Origin of the sequence: Paraburkholderia sp. J41 (genome assembly GCF_905220235.1) — a bacterium.
In the GTDB taxonomy this organism is placed as follows: domain Bacteria; phylum Pseudomonadota; class Gammaproteobacteria; order Burkholderiales; family Burkholderiaceae; genus Paraburkholderia.
On the sequence record NZ_CAJMZE010000009.1, the window covers coordinates 133,377 to 153,542 of the forward strand.

General features: G+C 68.2%; 21 protein-coding genes. 6 read left to right on the forward strand and 15 right to left on the reverse strand.

What is annotated here, in order from left to right; all coding sequences use genetic code 11:
- Window positions 1-7: 7 nt before the first annotated feature.
- Window positions 8-973 (forward strand): CDF family Co(II)/Ni(II) efflux transporter DmeF, encoded by a 966-nt coding sequence (gene dmeF / locus U5805_RS11955; protein WP_322103681.1) that lies wholly within the window; start codon window positions 8-10, stop codon window positions 971-973.
- Window positions 974-1,075: 102 nt separating this feature from the next.
- Here dmeF and lipA read toward each other — a convergent pair whose 3' ends face one another.
- The 3 genes from lipA to U5805_RS11970 all read right to left on the reverse strand — a co-directional run bounded on the left by lipA (window position 1,076) and on the right by U5805_RS11970 (window position 3,971).
- Window positions 1,076-2,101, reverse strand: coding sequence for a lipoyl synthase (gene lipA, locus U5805_RS11960; protein WP_322103682.1), 1,026 nt, complete (start codon window positions 2,099-2,101; stop codon window positions 1,076-1,078).
- A 62-nt stretch (window positions 2,102-2,163) separates the two neighbouring features.
- Window positions 2,164-3,051, reverse strand: coding sequence for a lipoyl(octanoyl) transferase LipB (gene lipB, locus U5805_RS11965; protein WP_322103683.1), 888 nt, complete (start codon window positions 3,049-3,051; stop codon window positions 2,164-2,166).
- A gap of 593 nt (window positions 3,052-3,644) precedes the next feature.
- Window positions 3,645-3,971, reverse strand: a complete 327-nt coding sequence (locus tag U5805_RS11970; RefSeq protein WP_322103684.1) for a DUF2917 domain-containing protein — start codon at window positions 3,969-3,971, stop codon at window positions 3,645-3,647.
- Window positions 3,972-4,070: 99 nt separating this feature from the next.
- Between U5805_RS11970 and U5805_RS11975 the strand changes: the two genes are divergently transcribed.
- Window positions 4,071-5,048, forward strand: coding sequence for a transcriptional regulator GcvA (locus U5805_RS11975; protein WP_322103685.1), 978 nt, complete (start codon window positions 4,071-4,073; stop codon window positions 5,046-5,048).
- Between the two features lie 65 nt (window positions 5,049-5,113).
- On the opposite strand, the gene U5805_RS11980 is transcribed toward U5805_RS11975, so the two are convergent.
- The 10 genes from U5805_RS11980 to U5805_RS12025 form a co-directional block, all read right to left on the reverse strand.
- The gene (locus U5805_RS11980) at window positions 5,114-5,401 is read right to left on the reverse strand and encodes a DUF493 family protein (RefSeq protein WP_322103686.1); all 288 of its coding nucleotides are present in this window, start codon (window positions 5,399-5,401) and stop codon (window positions 5,114-5,116) included.
- A 74-nt stretch (window positions 5,402-5,475) separates the two neighbouring features.
- A complete protein-coding gene (locus U5805_RS11985; RefSeq protein WP_322103687.1) occupies window positions 5,476-6,468 on the reverse strand; it encodes a D-amino acid aminotransferase in 993 nt (330 codons plus the stop codon).
- Window positions 6,468-7,679, reverse strand: coding sequence for a D-alanyl-D-alanine carboxypeptidase family protein (locus U5805_RS11990; RefSeq protein WP_322103688.1), 1,212 nt, complete (start codon window positions 7,677-7,679; stop codon window positions 6,468-6,470). The genes U5805_RS11985 and U5805_RS11990 overlap by 1 nt, the downstream gene beginning before the upstream one ends.
- Window positions 7,680-8,030: 351 nt before the next feature.
- The gene (locus tag U5805_RS11995) at window positions 8,031-8,663 is read right to left on the reverse strand and encodes an alpha/beta hydrolase (protein ID WP_322103689.1); all 633 of its coding nucleotides are present in this window, start codon (window positions 8,661-8,663) and stop codon (window positions 8,031-8,033) included.
- Between the two features lie 28 nt (window positions 8,664-8,691).
- Window positions 8,692-9,018, reverse strand: coding sequence for a (2Fe-2S) ferredoxin domain-containing protein (locus U5805_RS12000; protein ID WP_322103690.1), 327 nt, complete (start codon window positions 9,016-9,018; stop codon window positions 8,692-8,694).
- Between the two features lie 407 nt (window positions 9,019-9,425).
- The gene (locus U5805_RS12005) at window positions 9,426-10,571 is read right to left on the reverse strand and encodes a VanZ family protein (RefSeq protein WP_322103782.1); all 1,146 of its coding nucleotides are present in this window, start codon (window positions 10,569-10,571) and stop codon (window positions 9,426-9,428) included.
- A 626-nt stretch (window positions 10,572-11,197) separates the two neighbouring features.
- Window positions 11,198-11,881 carry an ABC-type transport auxiliary lipoprotein family protein gene (locus U5805_RS12010; RefSeq protein ID WP_322103691.1) on the reverse strand — a complete coding sequence of 228 codons (684 nt, stop codon included), beginning with the start codon at window positions 11,879-11,881 and terminating at the stop codon, window positions 11,198-11,200.
- Between the two features lie 172 nt (window positions 11,882-12,053).
- On the reverse strand, window positions 12,054-13,016 hold the full coding sequence (locus tag U5805_RS12015) for an MlaD family protein (RefSeq protein ID WP_322103692.1): 963 nt from the start codon (window positions 13,014-13,016) through the stop codon (window positions 12,054-12,056).
- 34 nt (window positions 13,017-13,050) lie between these two features.
- On the reverse strand, window positions 13,051-13,983 hold the full coding sequence (locus tag U5805_RS12020) for an ABC transporter ATP-binding protein (RefSeq protein ID WP_322103693.1): 933 nt from the start codon (window positions 13,981-13,983) through the stop codon (window positions 13,051-13,053).
- On the reverse strand, window positions 13,980-15,113 hold the full coding sequence (locus U5805_RS12025; protein ID WP_322103694.1) for an ABC transporter permease: 1,134 nt from the start codon (window positions 15,111-15,113) through the stop codon (window positions 13,980-13,982). Before U5805_RS12025 ends, U5805_RS12020 begins: the two co-directional genes overlap by 4 nt.
- 647 nt (window positions 15,114-15,760) lie before the next feature.
- Here U5805_RS12025 and U5805_RS12030 point away from each other — a divergent pair.
- From U5805_RS12030 to U5805_RS12045, 4 genes are all read left to right on the forward strand, one after another.
- Window positions 15,761-16,666, forward strand: coding sequence for a biotin--[acetyl-CoA-carboxylase] ligase (locus tag U5805_RS12030; RefSeq protein WP_322103695.1), 906 nt, complete (start codon window positions 15,761-15,763; stop codon window positions 16,664-16,666).
- Complete coding sequence (locus U5805_RS12035; protein WP_322103696.1) at window positions 16,663-17,574, forward strand: type III pantothenate kinase; 912 nt, start codon at window positions 16,663-16,665, stop codon at window positions 17,572-17,574. The genes U5805_RS12030 and U5805_RS12035 overlap by 4 nt, the downstream gene beginning before the upstream one ends.
- A 57-nt stretch (window positions 17,575-17,631) precedes the next feature.
- On the forward strand, window positions 17,632-17,871 hold the full coding sequence (locus U5805_RS12040) for a hypothetical protein (protein ID WP_322103697.1): 240 nt from the start codon (window positions 17,632-17,634) through the stop codon (window positions 17,869-17,871).
- Between the two features lie 277 nt (window positions 17,872-18,148).
- Window positions 18,149-18,316: a hypothetical protein gene (locus tag U5805_RS12045; protein ID WP_322103698.1), complete on the forward strand. Its 168-nt coding sequence runs from the start codon at window positions 18,149-18,151 to the stop codon at window positions 18,314-18,316.
- Between the two features lie 147 nt (window positions 18,317-18,463).
- Here the strand turns inward: U5805_RS12045 and rfaE2 are convergent, their stop codons facing one another.
- Together rfaE2 and U5805_RS12055 are read right to left on the reverse strand one after the other, a co-directional pair.
- Window positions 18,464-18,955 (reverse strand): D-glycero-beta-D-manno-heptose 1-phosphate adenylyltransferase, encoded by a 492-nt coding sequence (gene rfaE2 / locus U5805_RS12050; protein ID WP_322103699.1) that lies wholly within the window; start codon window positions 18,953-18,955, stop codon window positions 18,464-18,466.
- Between the two features lie 184 nt (window positions 18,956-19,139).
- The gene (locus U5805_RS12055) at window positions 19,140-20,012 is read right to left on the reverse strand and encodes a ferritin-like domain-containing protein (RefSeq protein WP_322103700.1); all 873 of its coding nucleotides are present in this window, start codon (window positions 20,010-20,012) and stop codon (window positions 19,140-19,142) included.
- Window positions 20,013-20,166: the final 154 nt, after the last annotated feature.

Consider the following 20,166-nt stretch of genomic DNA (forward strand, 5'->3'; position numbering starts at 1 on the left):
CGTCCCCATGAATTCCGCAAGTTCCGACACCCGCCACGCCGCGCCGCGCGAGCACGACCACGCGTTCCTCGGCCGCGAGCACGATGAAAACGCGCGCCGCACGCGCTCGGTCGTCGCCCTCACCTTCGTCATGATGGTCGGTGAGATCGTGGCCGGTTACGTCACCGGCTCGATGGCGCTGCTCGCCGACGGCTTCCACATGGCCACGCACGCGGGCGCGCTCGGCATCGCCGCCCTGGCCTACGGCTTCGCGAAGCGCAATGCGGGCAACCGCGCGTACAGCTTCGGCACGGGCAAGGTGGGCGAACTGGCCGGCTTCGCCTCGGCGCTGATCCTCGCGCTGGTGTCGCTCGGCATCGGCATCGAGTCGGCGTTCCGGCTGGTGCAGCCGACGAGCGTGGCGTTCGGCGAGGCGACCGTCATCGCGGCGGCGGGCCTGGGCGTGAACATCGTGAGCGCGCTGCTGCTCTCGGGCGGCCACGGCCATCACCATCACGGCCACGGCCACGACCATCATCATGCCGATCATGCCGGTCACGCTCACCACGGTCATGCGCACGGCGCGGACAACAATCTGCGCTCGGCCTACGTCCACGTGCTGGCCGACGCGCTCACGTCCGTGCTGGCCATCGCCGCGCTGCTGGCCGGGCGCTATCTGGGCTGGGTCTGGCTCGATCCGGCGATGGGTATCGTGGGCTCGGTCGTGATCGCGCGCTGGGCGTGGACGCTCATGCGCGACACGGCGGCGGTCCTGCTCGACAAGACCGACGAGCACGTGGCGGCCGAAATTCGCGACATTCTCGGCGCGCATGGAGACGCCGACATCGCCGATCTGCACGTCTGGCAAATCGGCCCGCAGGCGCGCGCCGCCATCGTGAGCGTGCGCACGCGCGGCAACGTGACGATGGAGACGATCCGCGAACGGCTCGCGCAGGTACACGAGGTTTCGCATTTGACGGTGGAGGCGGGCTAGGCGCCACGCTTCGCGTTGTCGCGCGCCGTCGGCCAGCCAGAAAAAAGCCCGCGATAAACGCGGGCCTTTTCACTTCGAAGGTTGCTCAGCAGCAAGCGCGCCTCAAACCACGCCGGCTCCGTGCGCCTGGAGGTCGGCGTGATAGCTCGAACGCACCATCGCGCCCACGGCCGCGTGCGTGAAGCCCATCTTGTACGCCTCTTCCTCGTACATCTTGAACGTGTCGGGATGCACGTACGCGCGCACCGGCAGGTGATGCTCGGAAGGCTGGAGATACTGGCCGATCGTCAGCATGTCCACGTCGTGCGCGCGCAGGTCGCGCATCACCTGAAGAATTTCTTCCTCGGTTTCGCCAAGGCCGACCATCAGGCCCGACTTGGTCGCAACGTCGGGATGCAGCGCCTTGAAGTCCTTGAGCAGCTTGAGCGAATGCGCGTAGTCCGAACCGGGGCGCGCTTCCTTGTAGAGACGCGGCACCGTTTCGAGGTTGTGGTTCATCACGTCGGGCGGCGCGGCGTTCAGAATGCCGATCGCGCGATCGAGACGGCCGCGGAAGTCCGGCGTGAGAATTTCGATGCGCGTTTGCGGCGAAAGCTCGCGCGTCTTGCGGATACATTCGACGAAGTGCGCCGCGCCGCCGTCGCGCAGGTCGTCGCGGTCCACGCTCGTGATGACCACGTACTTGAGCTTGAGCGCCGCGATCGTGCGCGCGAGATTGTCCGGCTCGTTCGCGTCGAGCGGATCGGGACGGCCGTGGCCCACGTCGCAGAACGGGCAGCGGCGCGTACACTTGTCGCCCATGATCATGAACGTCGCGGTGCCCTTGCCGAAGCATTCGCCGATGTTCGGGCAGCTTGCCTCCTCGCAGACCGTATGCAGCTTGTGCTCGCGCAGGATTTCCTTGATCTCGTAGAAGCGCGAATTGCCCGTGGCCGCTTTCACGCGAATCCATTCGGGCTTCTTGAGCTTCTCGATGGGGATGACCTTGATGGGAATGCGCGAGGTCTTGGCCTGCGCCTTCTGCTTGGCGGTGGCGTCGTAGGCGGCAGCGTCGACGGGAGCGCCGGCGACGGGAGCGGTCGGGTTCGAGGCGGAATTCGCGGCGGGGTTCGCGGTGATGTCAGTCATGCTTTCGATCCAGTCAGGCCGCCGGTTCGCCGCCAGCCTGCGGTTGCGGCGGTTGCCCGCCTTCAGACCGCGCTTGCGGTCGGGTTCCCTGTAGCCGCTTCGGCTGCCGGGTCTGCGACAGCCGCTTCGGCTGCCGTCGGATTGGGGATGATGCGTTGCGCGTGCGCGGCCAGGTTGGCTTCGAGCCGCGCGGCGAGCGTCGCGGCAACGTCGCGCCAGCTTGCCTGCACGCCGAGCGTGGCCATGTCGACGGTTTCGAGGCCCGCGTAGCCGCACGGATTGATCGCGAGGAACGGCTTGAGATCCATGGCCACGTTCAGGCTCACGCCGTGATAGCTGCAACCGTTGCGGATCTTGAGGCCGAGCGCCGCGATCTTCGCGCCGGCATGCCGCGCGCTGGGGCCTGCGGCCTGTGCGCCTGCACCTTCGGTCTGTGCGCCTGCGCCGTCGGCGTGTGCGCCTGCGCCTTCAGCGTGTTCCGGCACGTAAATGCCGGGCGCGCCGGCCTTGCGGACGCTCGCGAGATTATACGCCGCCAGCGTTTCGATCACGGCGTCCTCGATGAGCGTGACCAGCTCGCGCACCATCAGCTTCGCGCGCCGCAGATCGAGCAGCAGATAGGCCACCACCTGCCCCGGCCCGTGATACGTAATCTGTCCGCCGCGGTCGATCTGCACGAGCGGAATGCCGCTATTGGCGACCAGCAGATGCTCGGGTTTGCCGGCCTGGCCGAGCGTGAAAACGGGCGGATGCTCGACGAGCCAGATTTCGTCGGGCGTGGCGGCGTCGCGCGCGGCGGTGAAGCCGCGCATGGCGTCGAAGCTTGCCTGATACGCCTCGTTGCCGCGCCAGCGCACGATGGGCGGCGCGAAAGCCGCGCTTTGGGCGGCCGGGCTAACGATCACGGGGTCGGATGAAACTGGCGAGGGCGAAACGGGGGTGGCGCACATGATTTCCGCAGTTTACCGAATTCGGGACAAGCGCGCCGGGCGGGAACGTCGAGAGAAGCGCGGGGGCCGGTGTCTCGCCGCGGCCATGTTCGCCGACACCACGCAGCGCCGCGAAACCGGGGAGAAAAGCCGGAAGGCGCGAGCGATGAGCGAAGCGCGCGAGACGAAAGCGCAATTGCGTGCAGCACGAACCGGGGCCGCGCCGGGCGCCAAGCGGGAGATCGCGAAGCGCGTGCGCGTGCGGCGCGAACGGGCCGCTCCGGGCGTCAAGCGCGAGATCGCGAAGGACAAGCGAAGCGCGCGAGACGAAAGCCCGAGCGCGTGCGGCACGAACAGGCCGCGCCCGGGCGCCAAGCAGGAGATCGCGGAGGGCAAGCGAAGCCCGAGACGAAAGCGCAATCGCGTGCGGCACGAACCAGCCCGCGCCGGGTGCCAAGCGGGAAATCGCGAACTCCAACCCGGAGCGCACGCGGCGAAAGCACGAACTCAGGAGGCGCAAGCGGGATTGCACGCGGCGAACGCCAAACCCCGCACTGCGCGCAGGGGCGCGCCAATCCGCTGCGCCGCAACCCCAGCTCACCCCATCGGCACCGTCAAACCGTGCGCCAGCCGTCGCCGAAATGCACGCCCGCGCGCTGCGCCACGCGCGCCGCCAGATCCACCGCGCGCTCGCCCAGCCGCGCCGGCGCCGCGAACTGCACCCAGGCATCCGCGCCGCCTTCCGCGCCGATCCACAGCCGCTCGCCGCGCCGCAAGCGCAGCGTGTGGCCCGGTTCGAGCCAGTAGTCGGCGGTGTCGTCGCTGCGCGTCACCCACACCACGCCGCACTTCACCGTCAGCCGCGTGCTGCGCGAAACGCGCACCGAGGCAGTTTGGTCCGCCGCCACTTCAAACGTGATATCCGAGGAAATTTCTCTCATTTTGGGCTCCGAAAGTGCTGCTTCGATGGCTACAATCGTAGACACTGCAAGGGATCGGGCCAAACGATCAATTTTCACGGCTATGTGAGAAAAATTACGATGGATCTGCGTCAGCTCCCCGCCCTCAACGCGCTCAAGGCCTTCGAGGCCGCCGCGCGCCACGAAAGTTTCTCGCGCGCCGCCGACGAGCTTTTCGTCACGCACGGCGCCGTGAGCCACCAGATCCGCGCGCTCGAAGCCGAACTCGGCGTGGCGCTGTTCGCGCGCGACGGCAAACGCGTGCGCATGACCGACACCGGCCGCCGCTACGCCGCCCAGGTGCGCGACGCGCTGCTCCAGCTCGCACACGCCACCCAGGAAATCCGCGCGGGCGACCGCGACCGGCGGCTCGTCGTTTCCATGCTCTCGTCGTTCGCCGCGCGCTGGGTGACGCCGCGCATCGGCCGCTTCATCGAAGCGCATCCGCAATGGGACGTCGAGCTGCAATCGACCAATCTGCTCACCGACTTCGCGCGCGACGACGTGGACGTGGCGATCCGCTTCGGCTTCGGCCACTATCCGGGCCTGCACGCCGAACTGCTGCTCGACGAAATCTTCTTTCCCGCCTGCTCGCCCGACTTCAACGAAGGCAAGCTGCCCGAAGCGCCGGGCGAACTCGCGAAACTGCCGCTGCTGCGCTCCGACGACGAACTCTGGCGGCCGTGGTTCGACGCCGCCGGCTTGCAGGATTTGCCCGAGCCCAAACGCGGCGTGCTGTATCAGGATTCGTCGAACCTGCTGCAAGCGGCCATGGACGGCCAGGGCATCGCGCTCGTGCGCCGCTCGCTCGCCATGCACGAGATCGCGCGCGGGCGCCTCGTGCGTCTGTTCAAGGACATCGACGGCCCGAGCCCGTGGCGCTACTACTTCATCTGCACGCCGCAGCGCATGCAGACCGAGCGCGTGCAGGCGTTTCGCCACTGGGTATTCGACGAAGTCGCGCGCTTCAGGCGCCTGTACGAAGACGCCTGCGAAGCCGGCCCGCTGATGACGGCCGCCGCCGCCGCGCAACGCGCCAGCCTCGGCGACGTGCCGTAAATGAAAAAGGGCCGCATGGAGCGGCCCTTTCCCTCGTAGTCCGGTCTACCGCGCGCGAAACGCGTTCACAGCACGATTTTCACCATGGGATGCCCGGTGAGCGCGCGGTAAATGTCGTCGAGATGCGTCTGGCTCGTGGCGCGCACCGTCACGGTCAAGCCCGTGTAGTTGCCGCCGCTCGACGGACGCGTTTCGATGGTCGCGGCGTCGAAGCCGCCGTCGAATTCGCGCAGCACGGCCACGATGGTGTCGTGAAACTCGGGGTGCGTCTTGCCCATCACCTTGATCGGAAAATCGCACGGAAACTCGATCAGCGATGCCTTCGCTTCGGCCGGATTGGTTTGCTGCGTCATGCTCGTTGCTCCCTGCTCATTGCATTTGATTTGCCGCGTGCCCTGCACGACTTCATGCGGCGCAAGCGCGCATTCTAAGCGTTGCGCAGAAGCTCTGCTTCGCGCGCCTTGGCGCGCTGGTACGCGGCATGGAGCGCCGCATACACCGGCCCCGGCGCGCCCGCGCCCACCGGCTTGCCGTCGACGGACGCCACCGCCAGCACTTCCTTGGTCGCCGAAGTCAGGAGGATTTCGTCGGCGGCGCGCAGTTCGGTTTCGTCGATCTCGCGCGCCTCGAAGCGAATGCCGCACTCGCGCGCGAGTTCCTCCAGCAAGCCGTAGCGGATGCCTTCGAGAATGCGCTCGCTGCGCGGCGGCGCGTGAAGCGCGCCGTCCTTCACGATCCACACGTTCGACGACGAAGCTTCCGTGAGCCGGCCGTCGCGCAACAGGATGGTTTCGAACGCGTCGTGCGCCTTCGCGTGCTGCGCCATCAGCACGTTGCCGAGCAGCGACGTGGACTTGATGTCGCAATTGAGCCAGCGGCGGTCCGCGGCCGTGACGCAGGCCACGCCACGCTCGCGCAGCGCGGCGCCGGGCAGCACGAGCGGATTGACCATGGCGAACACGGTTGGCGTCGCATCGGCCGGAAACGCGTGGCCACGCGGCGCGACCCCGCGCGTGATCTGCACGTAGACGTTCGCGTGCGCGTCGTGCGCGAGCGTGCCCGCCGCCACGTTCGCTTCGACAAGGCGCGCCACCAGCGCGCGCCAGCCCGCTTCGTCGAACGGATTCGCGATGCCGACTTTCGCGAGCGAACGCGCGAGCCGCGCGAAATGCTGCGCACCGCGAAACGGCACACGGACGAGACGGGCGCTTCCCTCGACGGCCAGCGCATAGACCGGCGCGACTTCGTAAATGCCGTCGCCGAAAATGAAGCCGCGATCGAGCACCGGAATGCGCGCTTGCGAAAGCGGCGTGAGCGCGCCGTTGAGCCAGACGAGCGGCTCGGCGGCGGTCGCGGCATCAGCCACCCTTTCAGCCGCGCCCGCCGCCGTTTCGGGCGATGCCGGAACGTCCGCCTTCATCACTTCTTCTTGTTCACCATCAGCATGAGCGAATCCCACACGCGGCCGACGATGCCCGCCTGCGGCACCGCTTCGAGCGCCACCAGCGGGAATTGCGCGAGCACCTTGCCGTCCGCGCCCACGAATTTCGCCGTGCCGACCTGCTGGCCGTCCGCGAGCGGCGCGATCAGCGGGCTCGCGAGGTCGATCTGCGGCTTGGCCTTGTCGGCGGCGCCCTTGGGCAGCGTGACGTACTGGTCCTTCTTCACGCCCACCTTCACGGCGTCGAGCGTGCCCTTGTAGACGCGCGGCGTGGCCACGGCCTGATTCGCCTGATAGATGCGCGTGGTGTCGAACGCGCTATAGCCGTAATTCAGCATCTTCAGGCTGTCCTGAACGCGGTCGTGCTCCTTCTGCTCGCCCATCATCACCGAGACGAGGCGACGGCTGCCGCCGCCCGCGATCGGACGCTTGGCCGAGGCGATCAGGCAGTAGCCCGCCGCCTGGGTGTGGCCGGTCTTGAGGCCGTCGACGGTCGGATCGATCCACAGCAGGCGATTGCGGTTGGGCTGCTTGATCTTGTTGTACGTGAATTCCTTGACCGAGAAGATGTTGTAGTAGTCGGGGAAGTCGCGGATCAGGCGCGCGGAGACGATCGCGAGGTCGCCCGCCGTGGTGTAGTGCTGCGGGTCGGGCATGCCGTTCACGTCGGCAAAATGCGTGTGCGTCATGCCGAGCTTCGCGGCTTCGGCGTTCATCATGTTGACGAAGTTCGACTCGCTGCCGCCGACGAGTTCGGCGAGCGCGATGGCCGCGTCGTTGCCCGACTGCACGATCATGCCGTACACCAGGTCATGCACCGAAACCGGCTTGTTCGCCTCGATGAACATGCGCGATTCGTCGGTCTTCACGCGGCGCACGGCTTCGCTCGGCGTGACTTCCTGCTCCATCGTGATCTTCTTCGATTGCAGCGCCTCGAACACGAGGTACGCGGTCATCAGCTTCGTGAGCGATGCGGGTTCCACGCGCTCGTCGGCGTTGCCGGAAGCGAGCACCTGGTTCGCGGTGGCGTCGACGAGCACCCACGAGCGCGCGTTCACGGCGGGCGGGGGCACCTGCGCGAACGCCGTGGCGCTCGCGAGGAGCGTGGCGGGCACGAGCGCGGCGAGCGTGACGTTGCGAACGAGCGAAGGAGGAGCGAAAGCGGACTGAACGGAGGAGAGAAAACGCATAGGTTCGAATCGGGCTGAATTGGGCTGGATGAACGTGGCGCGCGAAGCGGCGCGCGCCCGGAAAGCAGGCGGGGATGCGGGCGGGGACATCGCCTTGAAACGCGGCGAACCGACTGCGGAATCCGGGCGCGCATCCACAAAAATGGCGTTCATTATACGCGCCACATTCGGGCGTTTTTTCGCGATGTCACACGTTTGCGCCCAGTTTTCGCACCTTCGCGACGCACTTTCCACGCAAGACGCGCGGTTTCGAATCTTTTCTACACCTTCGCGAAAGCCCGCTGAACGGCTTCGTATCGCGCGCTGAAAGCCGGCGCCGAAAACGCCCGGCGCCGCGCGGCCACTCGAAGCTCAGCGCCACGCCTCGACGATGATGCGCTTGAGCACGTGCAGCTTGCGGTGCAGGAAGTGTTCCGCCCCCGGAATCACCACGATGGGCAATTCCTGCGGCCGCGCCCATTCGTAGACCGAAAGAATCGGCACGGTGTCGTCGAGTTCGCCGTGGATCACGAGCGTGTCCTCGCGCACCGGCGCGACTTCCCAGCGGCTCGCCGCCGTGCCGACGAACACCATGCGCTCGATCGCGCCGCCCGCTTCCAGAAGACGCTTCGCGACGTGCGAAAGCACGAAGGTGCCGAACGAGAAGCCCGCCAGCACGAGCGGCTGGCCGGCGTGGCCCGGCTGTGCGCGCATGTGGTCGATCAGCGCGAGCAGGTCGTCCTGTTCGCCGATGCCTTCGTCGTGCGTGCCTTCGGTCGCGCCCACGCCGCGAAAGTTCGAGCGGTACGTCGTATAGCCGAGTTGCACGAGCGTGCGCGCGAGGGTTTGCGCGACCTTGTTGTCCATCGTGCCGCCGAACAGCGGATGCGGATGCGCGACGAGCGCGATGCCGCGCGGCGTGACGCCGGCGTCGGGCGCGTCGAGCGCGCATTCGATCTTGCCGACGGGACCGTCGATCTGGAATTTTTGCGTCTGGGCGTTCATCGTGGCTGTGTTCCGGCTGGCTTTTGCGTTAGCGGTCGATCTTGAGGCGTTCGACCACCTGGCCGTTTTGCAGATGCGAAACCACGATCTCCTCGATATCGGTTTCGTCGACATAGGTGTACCAGGTGCCTTCCGGATACACCACCACGACCGGGCCTTCCTCGCAGCGATCGAGACAGCCCGCCTTGTTGATGCGCACCTGGCCCGGCCCGGAGAGGCCCAGCTTCTTCACGCGCTTTTTCGCGTATTCCTGCATCTCCTGCGCGTTGCAGTTGGCGCAGCTCGGACGCTCGGCGCCCGGATCGCGTTGATTGAGGCAGAAAAACACGTGGTACTTGTAGAAGGAATCGGTCATGACGTGGGTACCGGGCTGGTGCTTCGCAGTCGCTGCGAGGCGGGGGACGTGGCGGCGAACCGGCGATGCGTTGGTGATGCGTCGGCGATGCGTTGATGATGCGTCAGCAATCCGCCGGCGATTCACCGGCGGCCATCGCGATCCTGTTATCCGGGCGATTATAACGAGCGGCGCGCGAACGCTCAGATGGCGCGCTTGCCGCCTTTCGCGGTTTTGCGGCCTTCCGGTGCGGCCTTTCCGTGCGGCCTTTCCGTGCGGCTTTCCCGTGCGGCTTTCCCGTGCGGCCTTGCGGCCTTGCGGGCGTTCGCCGCGCCGCCGCGTTGCGCGAGAGGCAAACGCACGCGTACATGCGCCAACGCGCGCAAAGCCCGCCGACACAGGCAAAGCCCGCCAGCGCAGCAAGCCGCTCAAACGCGTCGGCGCGAGTGCCGCAAGAGCCATGCGCGCTCGACGGAAAACGCGGTCCAGGCGAGCGCCGCCCACGGCCAGATCCACGCGAGCCAGCGCGCGAGGCCGTTGAAATGCAGATAACGCCCTTGCCGCCAGTCCTCGAGCACCACGTCGAAATACGGATTCACGGGCAGCACGTTCACGAGCACGAGCGCCAGCGCCAGCGCGCAGGCGGCGGCCGCCGCGCGGGCGGCGCGCGGCAGGCGCAGCGCGGCGAGCGCGGCAAAGGTTCCGCACGCGAGTCCCGCGCGCGCGCCCGGCGTCGCCCAGTCGAACACGAGACCGCTTTGCGATTGCAGGAAGGTCGCGCTCGCCTTCACGGCGAGCGTCGTCGCAATCAGGAGCAGCACGAGCCGCGCGCGCGGCGCGCGGGCGCGCATCGGCAAGGAAGCGAACACGGCCGCGCCGAACAGGTTGAGCGTCGTGACGATGGCTTCCCAGGCGGTGTCGGGCAAGCGCGCGGCGAGCGCGTCGGGCAACGCGCGCAGGTGCCAGGCCGCGGGCGTCCAGGCGAGCATGGCGTCCTGCATCGAGGCGTCGAAGCGCTGCCAGAGTTCGCTCGGCCAGTCGCCCATGCCGAAAAGGCGCGGCGCCGGAAACATCGTCGCGAACGGCCATAGCGAGGAAAGCACCATCAGCACGGCGGCGTCGCGTTCGAACCAGCGAAAGCGCAGGCGCCGCAGAAAGCCGCGCTCGAGCAGCGCGCCCGTGGTGGGCGCGGCGAGCGCGGCCCCGAGCAAGGCGCCGAGCGCGTTCGACGCGAGATCGAGATTGGACGCGACTCGCGTGGGCAGCCACGTCTGCACGGCTTCCATCACGCCCGACAGCAGCGTGCCCGCCGCGCTCGCGAGCACCACCGCGCGCACGCCGCGCCAGCGCGGCCACACGGCAAGCACGACGAGCGCGCCGAACGGCATGTAGCCGAGCACGTTGGTCACGATGTCGAAAACGGTCCAGTAGCGCGGGAACGGGTCGCCGAGATACGCGAACGGGCTCAGGCCGAGCGAGCGCCAGCCCGAAAACGGATACCACGAGCCGTAGACGATCAGCGCCGCGTAGAGCGCGAGCGACTGGCGCGCCAACGCCGATGCCTGGCGCGGCAGCGGTTCGGGCGCGGGGGACGAGTGCGCGCTCCGGGACGCGTTCGCCGATGCGGCCACGGACGTTTCCCGCGGTGCGCCGGATTCGCCGTTGGCGTCGCGGTTCGTGAGGACGGGGGCGTTCGCTTGCGCGCTGGCGGAGGGTGCGCCATACGGTTCATGCGGCGCGCCGGCAGACGGGGTCGCGCCGCGTGGGCCGTGCGCGTCGGCGCTCGCGTTGCCGGGCGTGTTGTCCGGGTCACGCGGCGCGCCGGCGGACCGGCTCGCGCCGCGTGGGCCGTGCGCGTCGGCGCTCGCGTTGCCAGGCGCGTTGTCCGGGTCATGCGGAGCGCCAGCGGACGGGCTCGCGCCGCGCGGGCCGTGCGCGTCGGCGCTCGCGCTGCCGGGCGCGCTGCCGGACACGTCGCCACGCGCGTCGCCGCGCGCGCCGTCCGCGTTCCCGCCTGACGCGCCCTCCGGTTCATGCGGCGCGCGCGGCCGTTGCCGTCCCGCTTCGATCATGACGCCCGCCTGCTTTTCGCCCTGCGCTTCATCCCGCCGTCCACCCACCGCTTCGCACCGTATCCTCCGCTACACCGTATCGCGCCACGCGCGTCATGCACCTCGCGCGCGCGCGGCCCGCACGCGCCTCAAGGCGTGCCGGCAAACGCCTGGGCGCCGAGCCATGCGCTCACCTGGCTCGTGAAGTCGTCGCTGGCCGCTTGCAGCGCGCGCGCGCCGCCCGCCGCGTCAGGTGAAGTCGCGGGCGCACTCGCCACGAAGTCGCGCTGCGCGAGCACCTTGCCGCCCTGCATGAGCGTCGCGCGCGCGGCCAGCACGCCGTGGCTTTGCGTCGGGCTTTCGAACACCTGCTCGAAATCCGTCAGCTCGATTTTGAGCATGGGCGCGGGCACGGCGTCGGCGCCCGAAAGCACGGTCGCGCGCGCGCCTAGCGCCGTGCGCAGGCGCTCCGTGAGCAGCCGCGCGGGCGACATCGTCCAGCGGCTGTTCGCATAGCGCGCCGCGCGCTGCGAGTCGGCGTTCATGCGATAGACGATGCCGTCGTTGTCGAGCGGCGGCGGCGCGCTCACGTCCAGCACCTTGAGCAGCGGCTTGCCGCGCGGCGCGGCCCCGGCTTGCTGCATCTGCTGCGCCTGCACGGCTTGCGGCCCGAGATCGTAGCGCGCGTCGCTGATGGCGGCCTGCTGGCCCGCGCACGCCGCCAGCAGCGCCGTGAGCGCGAGCGCCGCCGGCGCCTGGGCGCGCGAAATCAGCGATCGCTGCGCAATCGGCGCAATCGGCACAATCGGCACAATCGGCACAATCGGCAACATGAAAAAACGAAAGCGCGACATGAAACGAAAGCGCGACATAAAACGCGGCATCGTTCGTGGCGGGCGAAAAAAGCGTGACATGGCGATTCCTTGTGTCGGCTTGCGGCTTGCGGCTCGCGCGGCGCGCAAGTCAGTCAGATCGGCGTCGATCGGGCGAGGTTCCGGCGGCGGCTCATTTGCCCGCCGCCGCGGGCCATGCGAAGCCGGGTTCGCCCGGCCCCGGCGCGGGCTGCGGCGCGCCGCCGAACAGCACGCTGCGCGGGCTCGTGCTGAAGGTGCCCGCCGCGCGGTCCACGGAGCGCATCGCCGAGCGCACGTCCTCGGTCAGCGAATCCACGCGCGGCAGCGTGTCGTAACCCACGCGCGCCGAGAGTTCCTGCACCGACGCGTCGATCGACGCGAGCGCCGCGCCCGCCTGCTGCGCCGCCGTGCCGGCCTTGTTGAGATTGGTCTGGAACGGGCCGTCCGGACGGTTCACGCTCACGATGAGCTGATTCGTCGATTGCAGCGTGCGTTGCAGGTCGGCCACCGCGCCCGGCAGCCGGCTCGTGGTCGGCTGCAATTGCTGCGCGAGCGCGTTCACGCTGCTCGCGGCCTGCTGGAGACTCGCGGCGGTCGCCATCAACTGCTTGCGGTTGTCCTCGTTGAGCAGGTCGTCGACGTCGCCGGCAATGTGGTCGAGCTTGTTCAGCAGCGCGTCGCCGCGCCGCTGAAGCTGGTCGAGCAGGCCGGGCCGCAGCGGCAGTTCGGCCACGCGCTTGTCCGAGGAGACGAGCGGCGAGAGATCCACGCCGTTGTCGTCGAGCTGCACGAACGCGATGCCCGTCACGCCCTGGAGCGCGAGCGTGCCGAAGGTGGAACGCGTCATCGGCGCTTTCTGATCGACGAGAATACGAATGCGGATTTCGCCCGGCCGGCCCGGATCGAAGCGGATCGACTGCACCTTGCCCACGTCCAGGCCGCGATAGCGCACGGCCGCGTCGGGATAGAGGCCCGTCACGCTCGTGCGCGAAATCATGTCGTAGGGCACGCGCACGGCGTGATCGGCGCTGAAGAACAGCACCGTCACGGCAATCACGACCAGCAGGCCGATCGTGAAGAGACCCGCCCAGAACGCATGCGGTTTGTTTTCCATCGTCAGATTCCTCTAGTGGCCGTCGCGCACACGGTTAGCCCGGCTTGTGCCCCACCGCCGCGGACGCGAGCGCGGCCGGCGGCAGCTTCGCGCGCCGCTCGGGCGGCAGCGCCTGGAGCGCGCGGCGCCCGCGCATGCCCAGAAAATATTCGCGGATAAACGGGTGATCGACGCTCGCCGCTTCCTCCACGGGCGCCGCCACCAGCACGCGGCGCTCGGCCAGCACCGCCACGCGCGTGGAAAGCGCCACCATCGCGTCCAGATCGTGCGTGACGAGCACCACCGTCAAGCCCAGCGCACGATGCAGCGTGCTGATGAGATCCACCACTTCGTCCGACGAACGCGGGTCGAGCCCGGCCGTGGGTTCGTCGAGAAACAGCAGCTCCGGCTCGAGCACGATGGCGCGCGCGAGACCCACGCGCTTGATCATGCCGCCCGAGAGCGCGGCCGGCATTTTCGAGGCGTGCTTGCACGGCAGCCCGACCATTTCGAGCTTGAGCATGACGATGTCGCGCAGCAGATCGGGCGGCACGCGGCCCAGTTCGCGCACGGGCTGCGCGATGTTGTCGAACACCGTGAGCGACGAAAACAACGCGCCCTGCTGGAACAGCATGCCGGTGCGCGTGCGCATGAGGCGCGCGTGGTCGGCGTCGACGGTCGCAATGTCCTCGCCGAACATCCGGATGGTGCCCGAGGTGGGATGCTCCAGCCCCAGAATCTGCCGCACGAGCGTGGTCTTGCCCGAGCCGGAGCCGCCCACGAGCGTGACGATCTCGCCGCGCCGGATCTCCAGATTCAGGTGCTGATGGACGATGTTGCGCCCGTAGCGCTTCGTGAGGTTTTCCACTTCGATCACGGGCTCGCCGATGGCGGGCAGCGGCAGGTCCTGCACCGCGTCCTTGAGCGGCGTGGTGAGCGTGCCGGTGGTGTTCACCGCGGCCGAGCCCTTGACGCTGACAGTGCTCATGACAGCCCCACGTTCTGGAAGAGGATCGCGAACACGGCGTCGGCGAGGATCACGATGGTGATCGACGTCACCACCGAAGTGGTCGTGCCTTCGCCGAGGCTTTGCGAATTCGCCTTGATGCGAAAGCCGAAGTGGCAGCCCACGATCGCCACCAGCATGCCGAACGCCACGCCCTTGCCGAGCCCGATCCACAGATTGGCGATGGGAACCACGCCCGGCAGCGAGCGGATGAACCACGAAATGTCGATGCCCAGCACGATCTTCGCCGCGATCGCGCCGCCGAGCAACGCGATGATGTCGGTCCACATCACGAGCAGCGGCATCGCCACGCCCAGCGCGACCACGCGCGGCAAGATCAGCCGCAGGCCGTGCGAAATGCCCATCACGCGCATCGCGTCGAGTTCCTCGGTCACGCGCATCACGCCGATCTGCGCCGTGATGGCCGAGCCGGAGCGCCCGGCCACGAGAATCGCCGAAAGCACGGGGCCGAGTTCGCGAATCACGGCGAGCCCGAGAATGTTGACGATGAACTGGTTTGCGCCGAAGAGACGCAATTGCTGCGCCGAAAGATACGAAAGCACGATGCCGATCAGAAACGCGACCAGCGCCGTGATCGGCAGCGCGCGCGCGCCGGCGTTGTAGACGTTCGCCGAAATCTCGACCCACGGCGCGAGCTTCGGTCTGCGCAGCACCAGCAGAACGTCGAGGATCACGCCGCCGAGCAGCGCGATGCCGCCGTACAGGTGATCGAGAAACGAAAAGATCGACAGGCCGAGCCGCGTGACGGGATCGACGCGCACCACGCGCTCGGGCGCTTCGCGCACCGAATCGAGCAGCGCGATGCGCTCGAAGATGTCGCGCTGCGTTTGCGAGAGCGCCACCAGATCGGCGGGCAGCTTGTGGCCCCAGACGCGCCAGAGCGCCTGGCCGCCCACGTGGTCCATGCGCTCCACGCGCGAGAGATCCCATTCGCCAACGCGCTCGCTCGCCAGCGCGCGCAGCCGCTGCGCCGCGCCGCCCTGGCTGCGGTCGCGCGCGAGCGCGAGCGCCGTCCACTGCCCGGACAGGCGCACGGTTTTCCCGCGGTTGCCGGCCGTGACTTCGAGGCCGGGCGGCGTGTCTTGATTCAAGGGTGAACACTCGACGGATCGAAAGGTTCAAACATTGTAACGAACGCGCCCTGTTTCGTCGGCTACGTCGCGCAGACGCGGTGCGGTGCGGGCGCGGCGGGCGCGGCGGGCGCGGCGGGCGCGGCGGGCGCGGCGGGCGCGGCGGGCGCGGCGGGCGCGGTGCGGGCGATACGGGCACGACTCGGGTGCGATGCGGGGGCGGCGGACGCGGTGCGGGCGCGGCGGGCGCGATGCGGACGCGGCGGGCGCGGCGGGCGCGATGCGGACGCGGCGGGCGCGGCGCGGGCGCGGCGGGCGCGGTGCGGGCGATACGGGCACGACTCGGGCACGACTCCGAGGCGGCGCGGGCGCGAAATGGCCAGCCGCAGCCGCTCAAGCTGTGGGTAATTCCGTGGATAACCTGTGGGCGGCCTGTGGGTACGCTGTGGATTGCCTGAAAAAGAGGCAAATTTCCCGCCGATGGCGCTCTCGCGCCGTGCCCGCGCCGCCTGTGGATGATTCGGTAGAAAAGCTGTGGGCCGCCTGTGGGCGGCGTGTGAATAGCGCTTTGGCGCGCTCGCGCATGCCGCCGCGCATCGTGCGCGCGCCTGCGCCGCCCGGCGCGCGAATGGCCGGCCCGGCGCGCGCGAGCCACTACAATACGAACCATGAACGCCACGCCTTCCACCCCCGCTTCCCCCGGCGCCGACTGGCGCATCGACCGCAACCGCGCGATCACGCTTTTCGGGCCCGCCGCGCACGACTGGCCGATCGAGATCGTCGAGGAAACCGGCTCGACCAACGCCGACCTGATGGCGCACCTCAAGACGCTGCCGCACAGGCGCAGTGCGCTCGCGCGCCCGATGGTCCGCGTCGCTTATCTGCAAACGGCGGGGCGCGGCCGGCGCGGCCGCACGTGGGTCGCGCAGCCCGGCGACGCGCTGCTGTTCTCGCTCGCGGCCGTGCTGCCGCGCCCGGTCGAAGGGCTCGCGGGCCTGAGTCTCGCCATCGGCTCGGCGCTCGTCGACGGCTTGCGCACGCTGCCCGTCGCCGCGCCCGGCCAGATCGCGCTCAAATGGCCGAACGACGTGCTGCTCGAAGGCGACAAGCTCGTCGGCATTCTGGTGGAGACGGCGTGGAGCACGCCGGACGCCACGGCGGTGGTGATCGGCATCGGCACCAACGTGCGCGGCGCCGACACGCTCGCGGCCGAGGTCAAGGCGCTCAACGCGCAAGGCGCGACGGCGGCCGTGCCCGGCACGACGCCCACGGCGCTCTCGCGCGCGTGGCCGAACGCCAATCTCACCGACACGCTCGCCGCCGAACTCAACGCGCTCGAAGGCGCGCTGCAACGCTTCGGCGAGCACGGCTTCGCGGCGTTCCAGGCGCGCTGGAACGCGTGCCACGGTTACGCGGGACGCGAAGTGGTCATCTACGAACAAGGCAAGGAGTGGCTGCGCGGCACGGCGGCGGGCGTGGACGAACGCGGCCAGTTGATCCTCGAAACGGCGCACGGGCGCGAAGTCGTGACCACCGGCGACGTCTCGCTGCGGCTCGCGGACGGCGGCGCATGAGCGGTCCGTTTCTGCTGATCGACGCGGGCAACAGCCGGATCAAATGGGCGCTCGTCGCCGGCGACGGTTCGCGGCTGCATGCGGGCGCGATGGATCACGCGAGCGAGCCGCCCGGCAGCGCGCAGACTGCCGGACACGCGGCCGGACACGCAGCCGAACTCGCGGCCGGACACGCGGCCAAACTCGCGGGCAAACACGCGGCCGAATTCGCGGCGGAACACGCGGCGGAACACGCGGACAAACTCGCGGACAAACTCGCGGACTGGCGCGCGCTGCCCGCGCCGCGCGGCGCGTGGATTTCGAACGTCGCGGGCGCGGCGGCCGGCGCGCGGCTCGACGCGCTCGTGGAGGCGCATTGGCCCGGCTTGCCGCGCCACGTCGTGCGCGCGTGCGCGCGGCAAGCCGGCGTGACCAACGGCTACGCCACGCCCGAGGCGCTCGGCAGCGACCGCTGGGCGGGATTGATCGGCGCGCGCGCGGCGTATCCGGGCGAGCCGCTGCTGATCGCGACCTTCGGCACGGCGACGACGCTCGAAGCCCTGCGCGCCGACGGCACTTTCGTCGGCGGCCTGATCGCGCCGGGCTGGACGCTGATGATGCGCTCGCTCGGCGAGCACACGGCGCAACTGCCCATGATCGAGCGCGGCGCGCACGAGATCGCGCACGACCCGCGCGCGCCGGCCTTCGCCACGGAGACGCGCGGCTCGATTTCGGCGGGCTGCGCGCTCGCGCAGGCGGCGCTCGTGGAGCGCGCATGGGCCGACTTGCAGGACGCCTGGAAGGTGCCGGTGCGGCTCGTGGTGAGCGGCGGCGCGGCGGCGGAAGTGGCAGCGGCGCTCAAGGTGCCGCATACTCGCCACGATGCGCTCGTGCTCGCGGGCCTCGCGCTCATCGCCACGCAGTCTTGAGCCGCGGCTTTCACGCTTTTCCCACACAACGTAACGATATCGACGGAGTTTTTAACGATGCTGCGCTGGCTGATCGCCATTCTGATTCTCGCCAATCTGCTCGCCTTCGCGGCGATCAGCGGCGTGTTCGGCCCGACGCCCGCCTCGGGTAATCGCGAAACCACGCATCTGAGCCGCCAGATTCATCCCGAGCGGCTGCGCGTGCGCGCGATCCTGCCGTCGGAATCCGCCGATGTGCCCACCGTCGGCGGCCCGGTCGCGCAACCCGCCGTGCAGGCTTCGGCGCTGACGCAGTAGCGGGGTTCGGTGGCGTTTTGGATTGAAGCGTTTTGATTGGAGCGTTTGGATTGGCGCGTTTTTGATCGGCGCGTTTTGATTGTCGCGCTTTGATTGGTGCGCTTTGATTGGTGCGTTTCGATTGGCGTATTTTGATCGGCGCATTTTTGATTGGAGCGTTTCGATCGGCGTGTTTTGGTCGGCGCGTTTTTGATTGGCGCGTTTCGATCCGCGCGTTTTGATTGGCGCGTTTTGATTGGGGCGTTTTGATTGGCGCGTTTCGATTGGTGCGCTTTGATTGGCGCGTTTTGATCGGCGCGTTTTGGTCGGCGCGTTTCGATCGGCGCATTTCGATCGGCGCGTTTTGATCGACGTGTTCGGTGGAGGTCTCGCCGCGCTGTTTTTCGGCACATCAAGCGGCGCTTTGATCGACGCTTTGATCAGCACTTTAATCGCGACGCTTTGATCGGCGCTTTACCCGACGCGCTTTAATCGACGCCGTTCTCGCCGCCTTTACCGGCATTCCCCGCCACAAAAACCATCGGCCGCACCGTTCCCGCGCTGTTCGAACGCGAGACGGTGCGGCCGCTTCTTTCGCCGCGCGCGCCGGCGCTTACTTCGGGCCTTCCTGCGCGCGCACCTTCTGCAACAGCTTGGTGGTCGAGCGGTCGTGCTCGAACGGAATCGCGAGCGCCGTGCCGCCCCAACCGCGCACCAGCGCCGACTCCGCCAGCTTGTCCATGTCGTAATCGCCGCCCTTCACGAGAATGTCGGGGCGCACCGCCTCGATCAGCTCGATCGGCGTGAATTCCTCGAAACACACCACCCAGTCCACGCTTTCGAGCGCGGCGAGCAACGCCATGCGGTCGTTCTCGTTGTTGATCGGCCGGTCGTCGCCCTTGCCGAGCAAACGCACCGAAGCGTCGCTGTTGACGCCGACGATGAGCGTCGCGCCCAGCGCCTTGGCGTCGGCGAGATAGGTTACGTGACCGCGATGAAGAATGTCGAAAACGCCGTTGGTGAACACCACGGGGCCGGTGAGCGCGGCGCGCGACTGGGCGAGCGCCTCGCGCGTCGTGATCTTGCGTTCGAAGGAAGCAGGCATCGGAAACGGATTCCTGGGAAAGTGGGCGCCGCGAAGGGCGCAACGAATAGAACGAAAAGCGGGACGAAAAGCCGGGGCGAAAAGCTGGACGAAAAGCGCTGAAGTCCGCCTGAAAAGCGAAAACAAACGGCCCGAGACGCGCGAGCGCTTCGGGCCGTTGCGGTCGCGGCGGTCGGGCCGCGCGTCAGGCCGGCTGCTGCTGCGTGCCGCTTTCGGCTTGCAGGCGCTGCACCACTTCCTTGCGATAGCGATTCAGTTCCTGCGCCGTGGTGAACGTGCGCTCGAACAGAATGGACAGGTTGTGCAGAATGCGCTCGATGACCTTCTTTTCCCAGCCGTCGTCGAAGCAAATCTGCTCGTCGAGCCAGCGTTCGAGCCATTCCGGGTCGGGCAGGCGCGACTGCACCGTGTCGCGCGGGAACAGCGCCTGGTTCACATGCAGATTCGTGGGGTGCAGCGGCTTTTCCGTGCGGCGCGCGGACGCCATCAGCACGCCGATCTTCGCGAACGCCGCGCGCGCGACGTCGCCGGCATTGTTCAGCGCCTTCTTCATGTAACGCAGATACGCGCCGCCGTGACGCGCTTCATCGCGCGAAATGGTTTCGTAGATGGCCTTGATGACGGGCTCCGTGTGCCATTCGGCGGCACGGCGATACCAGTGATTCAGGCGGATTTCGCCGCAGAAGTGCAGCATGAGCGTTTCGAGCGGCGGCGCCGGATCGAACTCGAACCGCACGGCATGCAGTTCCTCCTCGGTCGGCACCATTTCCGGCTTGAAGCGGCGCAGGTATTCCATGAGCACGAGCGAATGCTTCTGCTCCTCGAAGAACCACACGCTCATGAACGCCGAAAAGTCGCTGTCGTGGTGGTTGTCGCGCAGGAACATTTCCGTGGCGGGCAACGCGGACCACTCGGTGATCGCGTTCATCTTGATGGTCGCTGCCTGCTCGTCGGTGAGGAGCGACGCATCGAACTTGTCCCAGGGAATGTCCTTTTCCATGTCCCAACGGACTTGTTCGAGCGATTTGTAAAGTTCTGGATAAAGCATCGTGTTCATAGTCCCGCCCCTGATCTGCGCATGACGCGCGCATGACGAATTTGTAGCGCGCCGCGTGCCCGCTCGAAAACGCGGCACGCAGACGAAAAACATTTAATTTTACGCGGTAACTGGCGCGCCGGACGCAATCGCGCGGTCGCGCAACGCCCGGGCG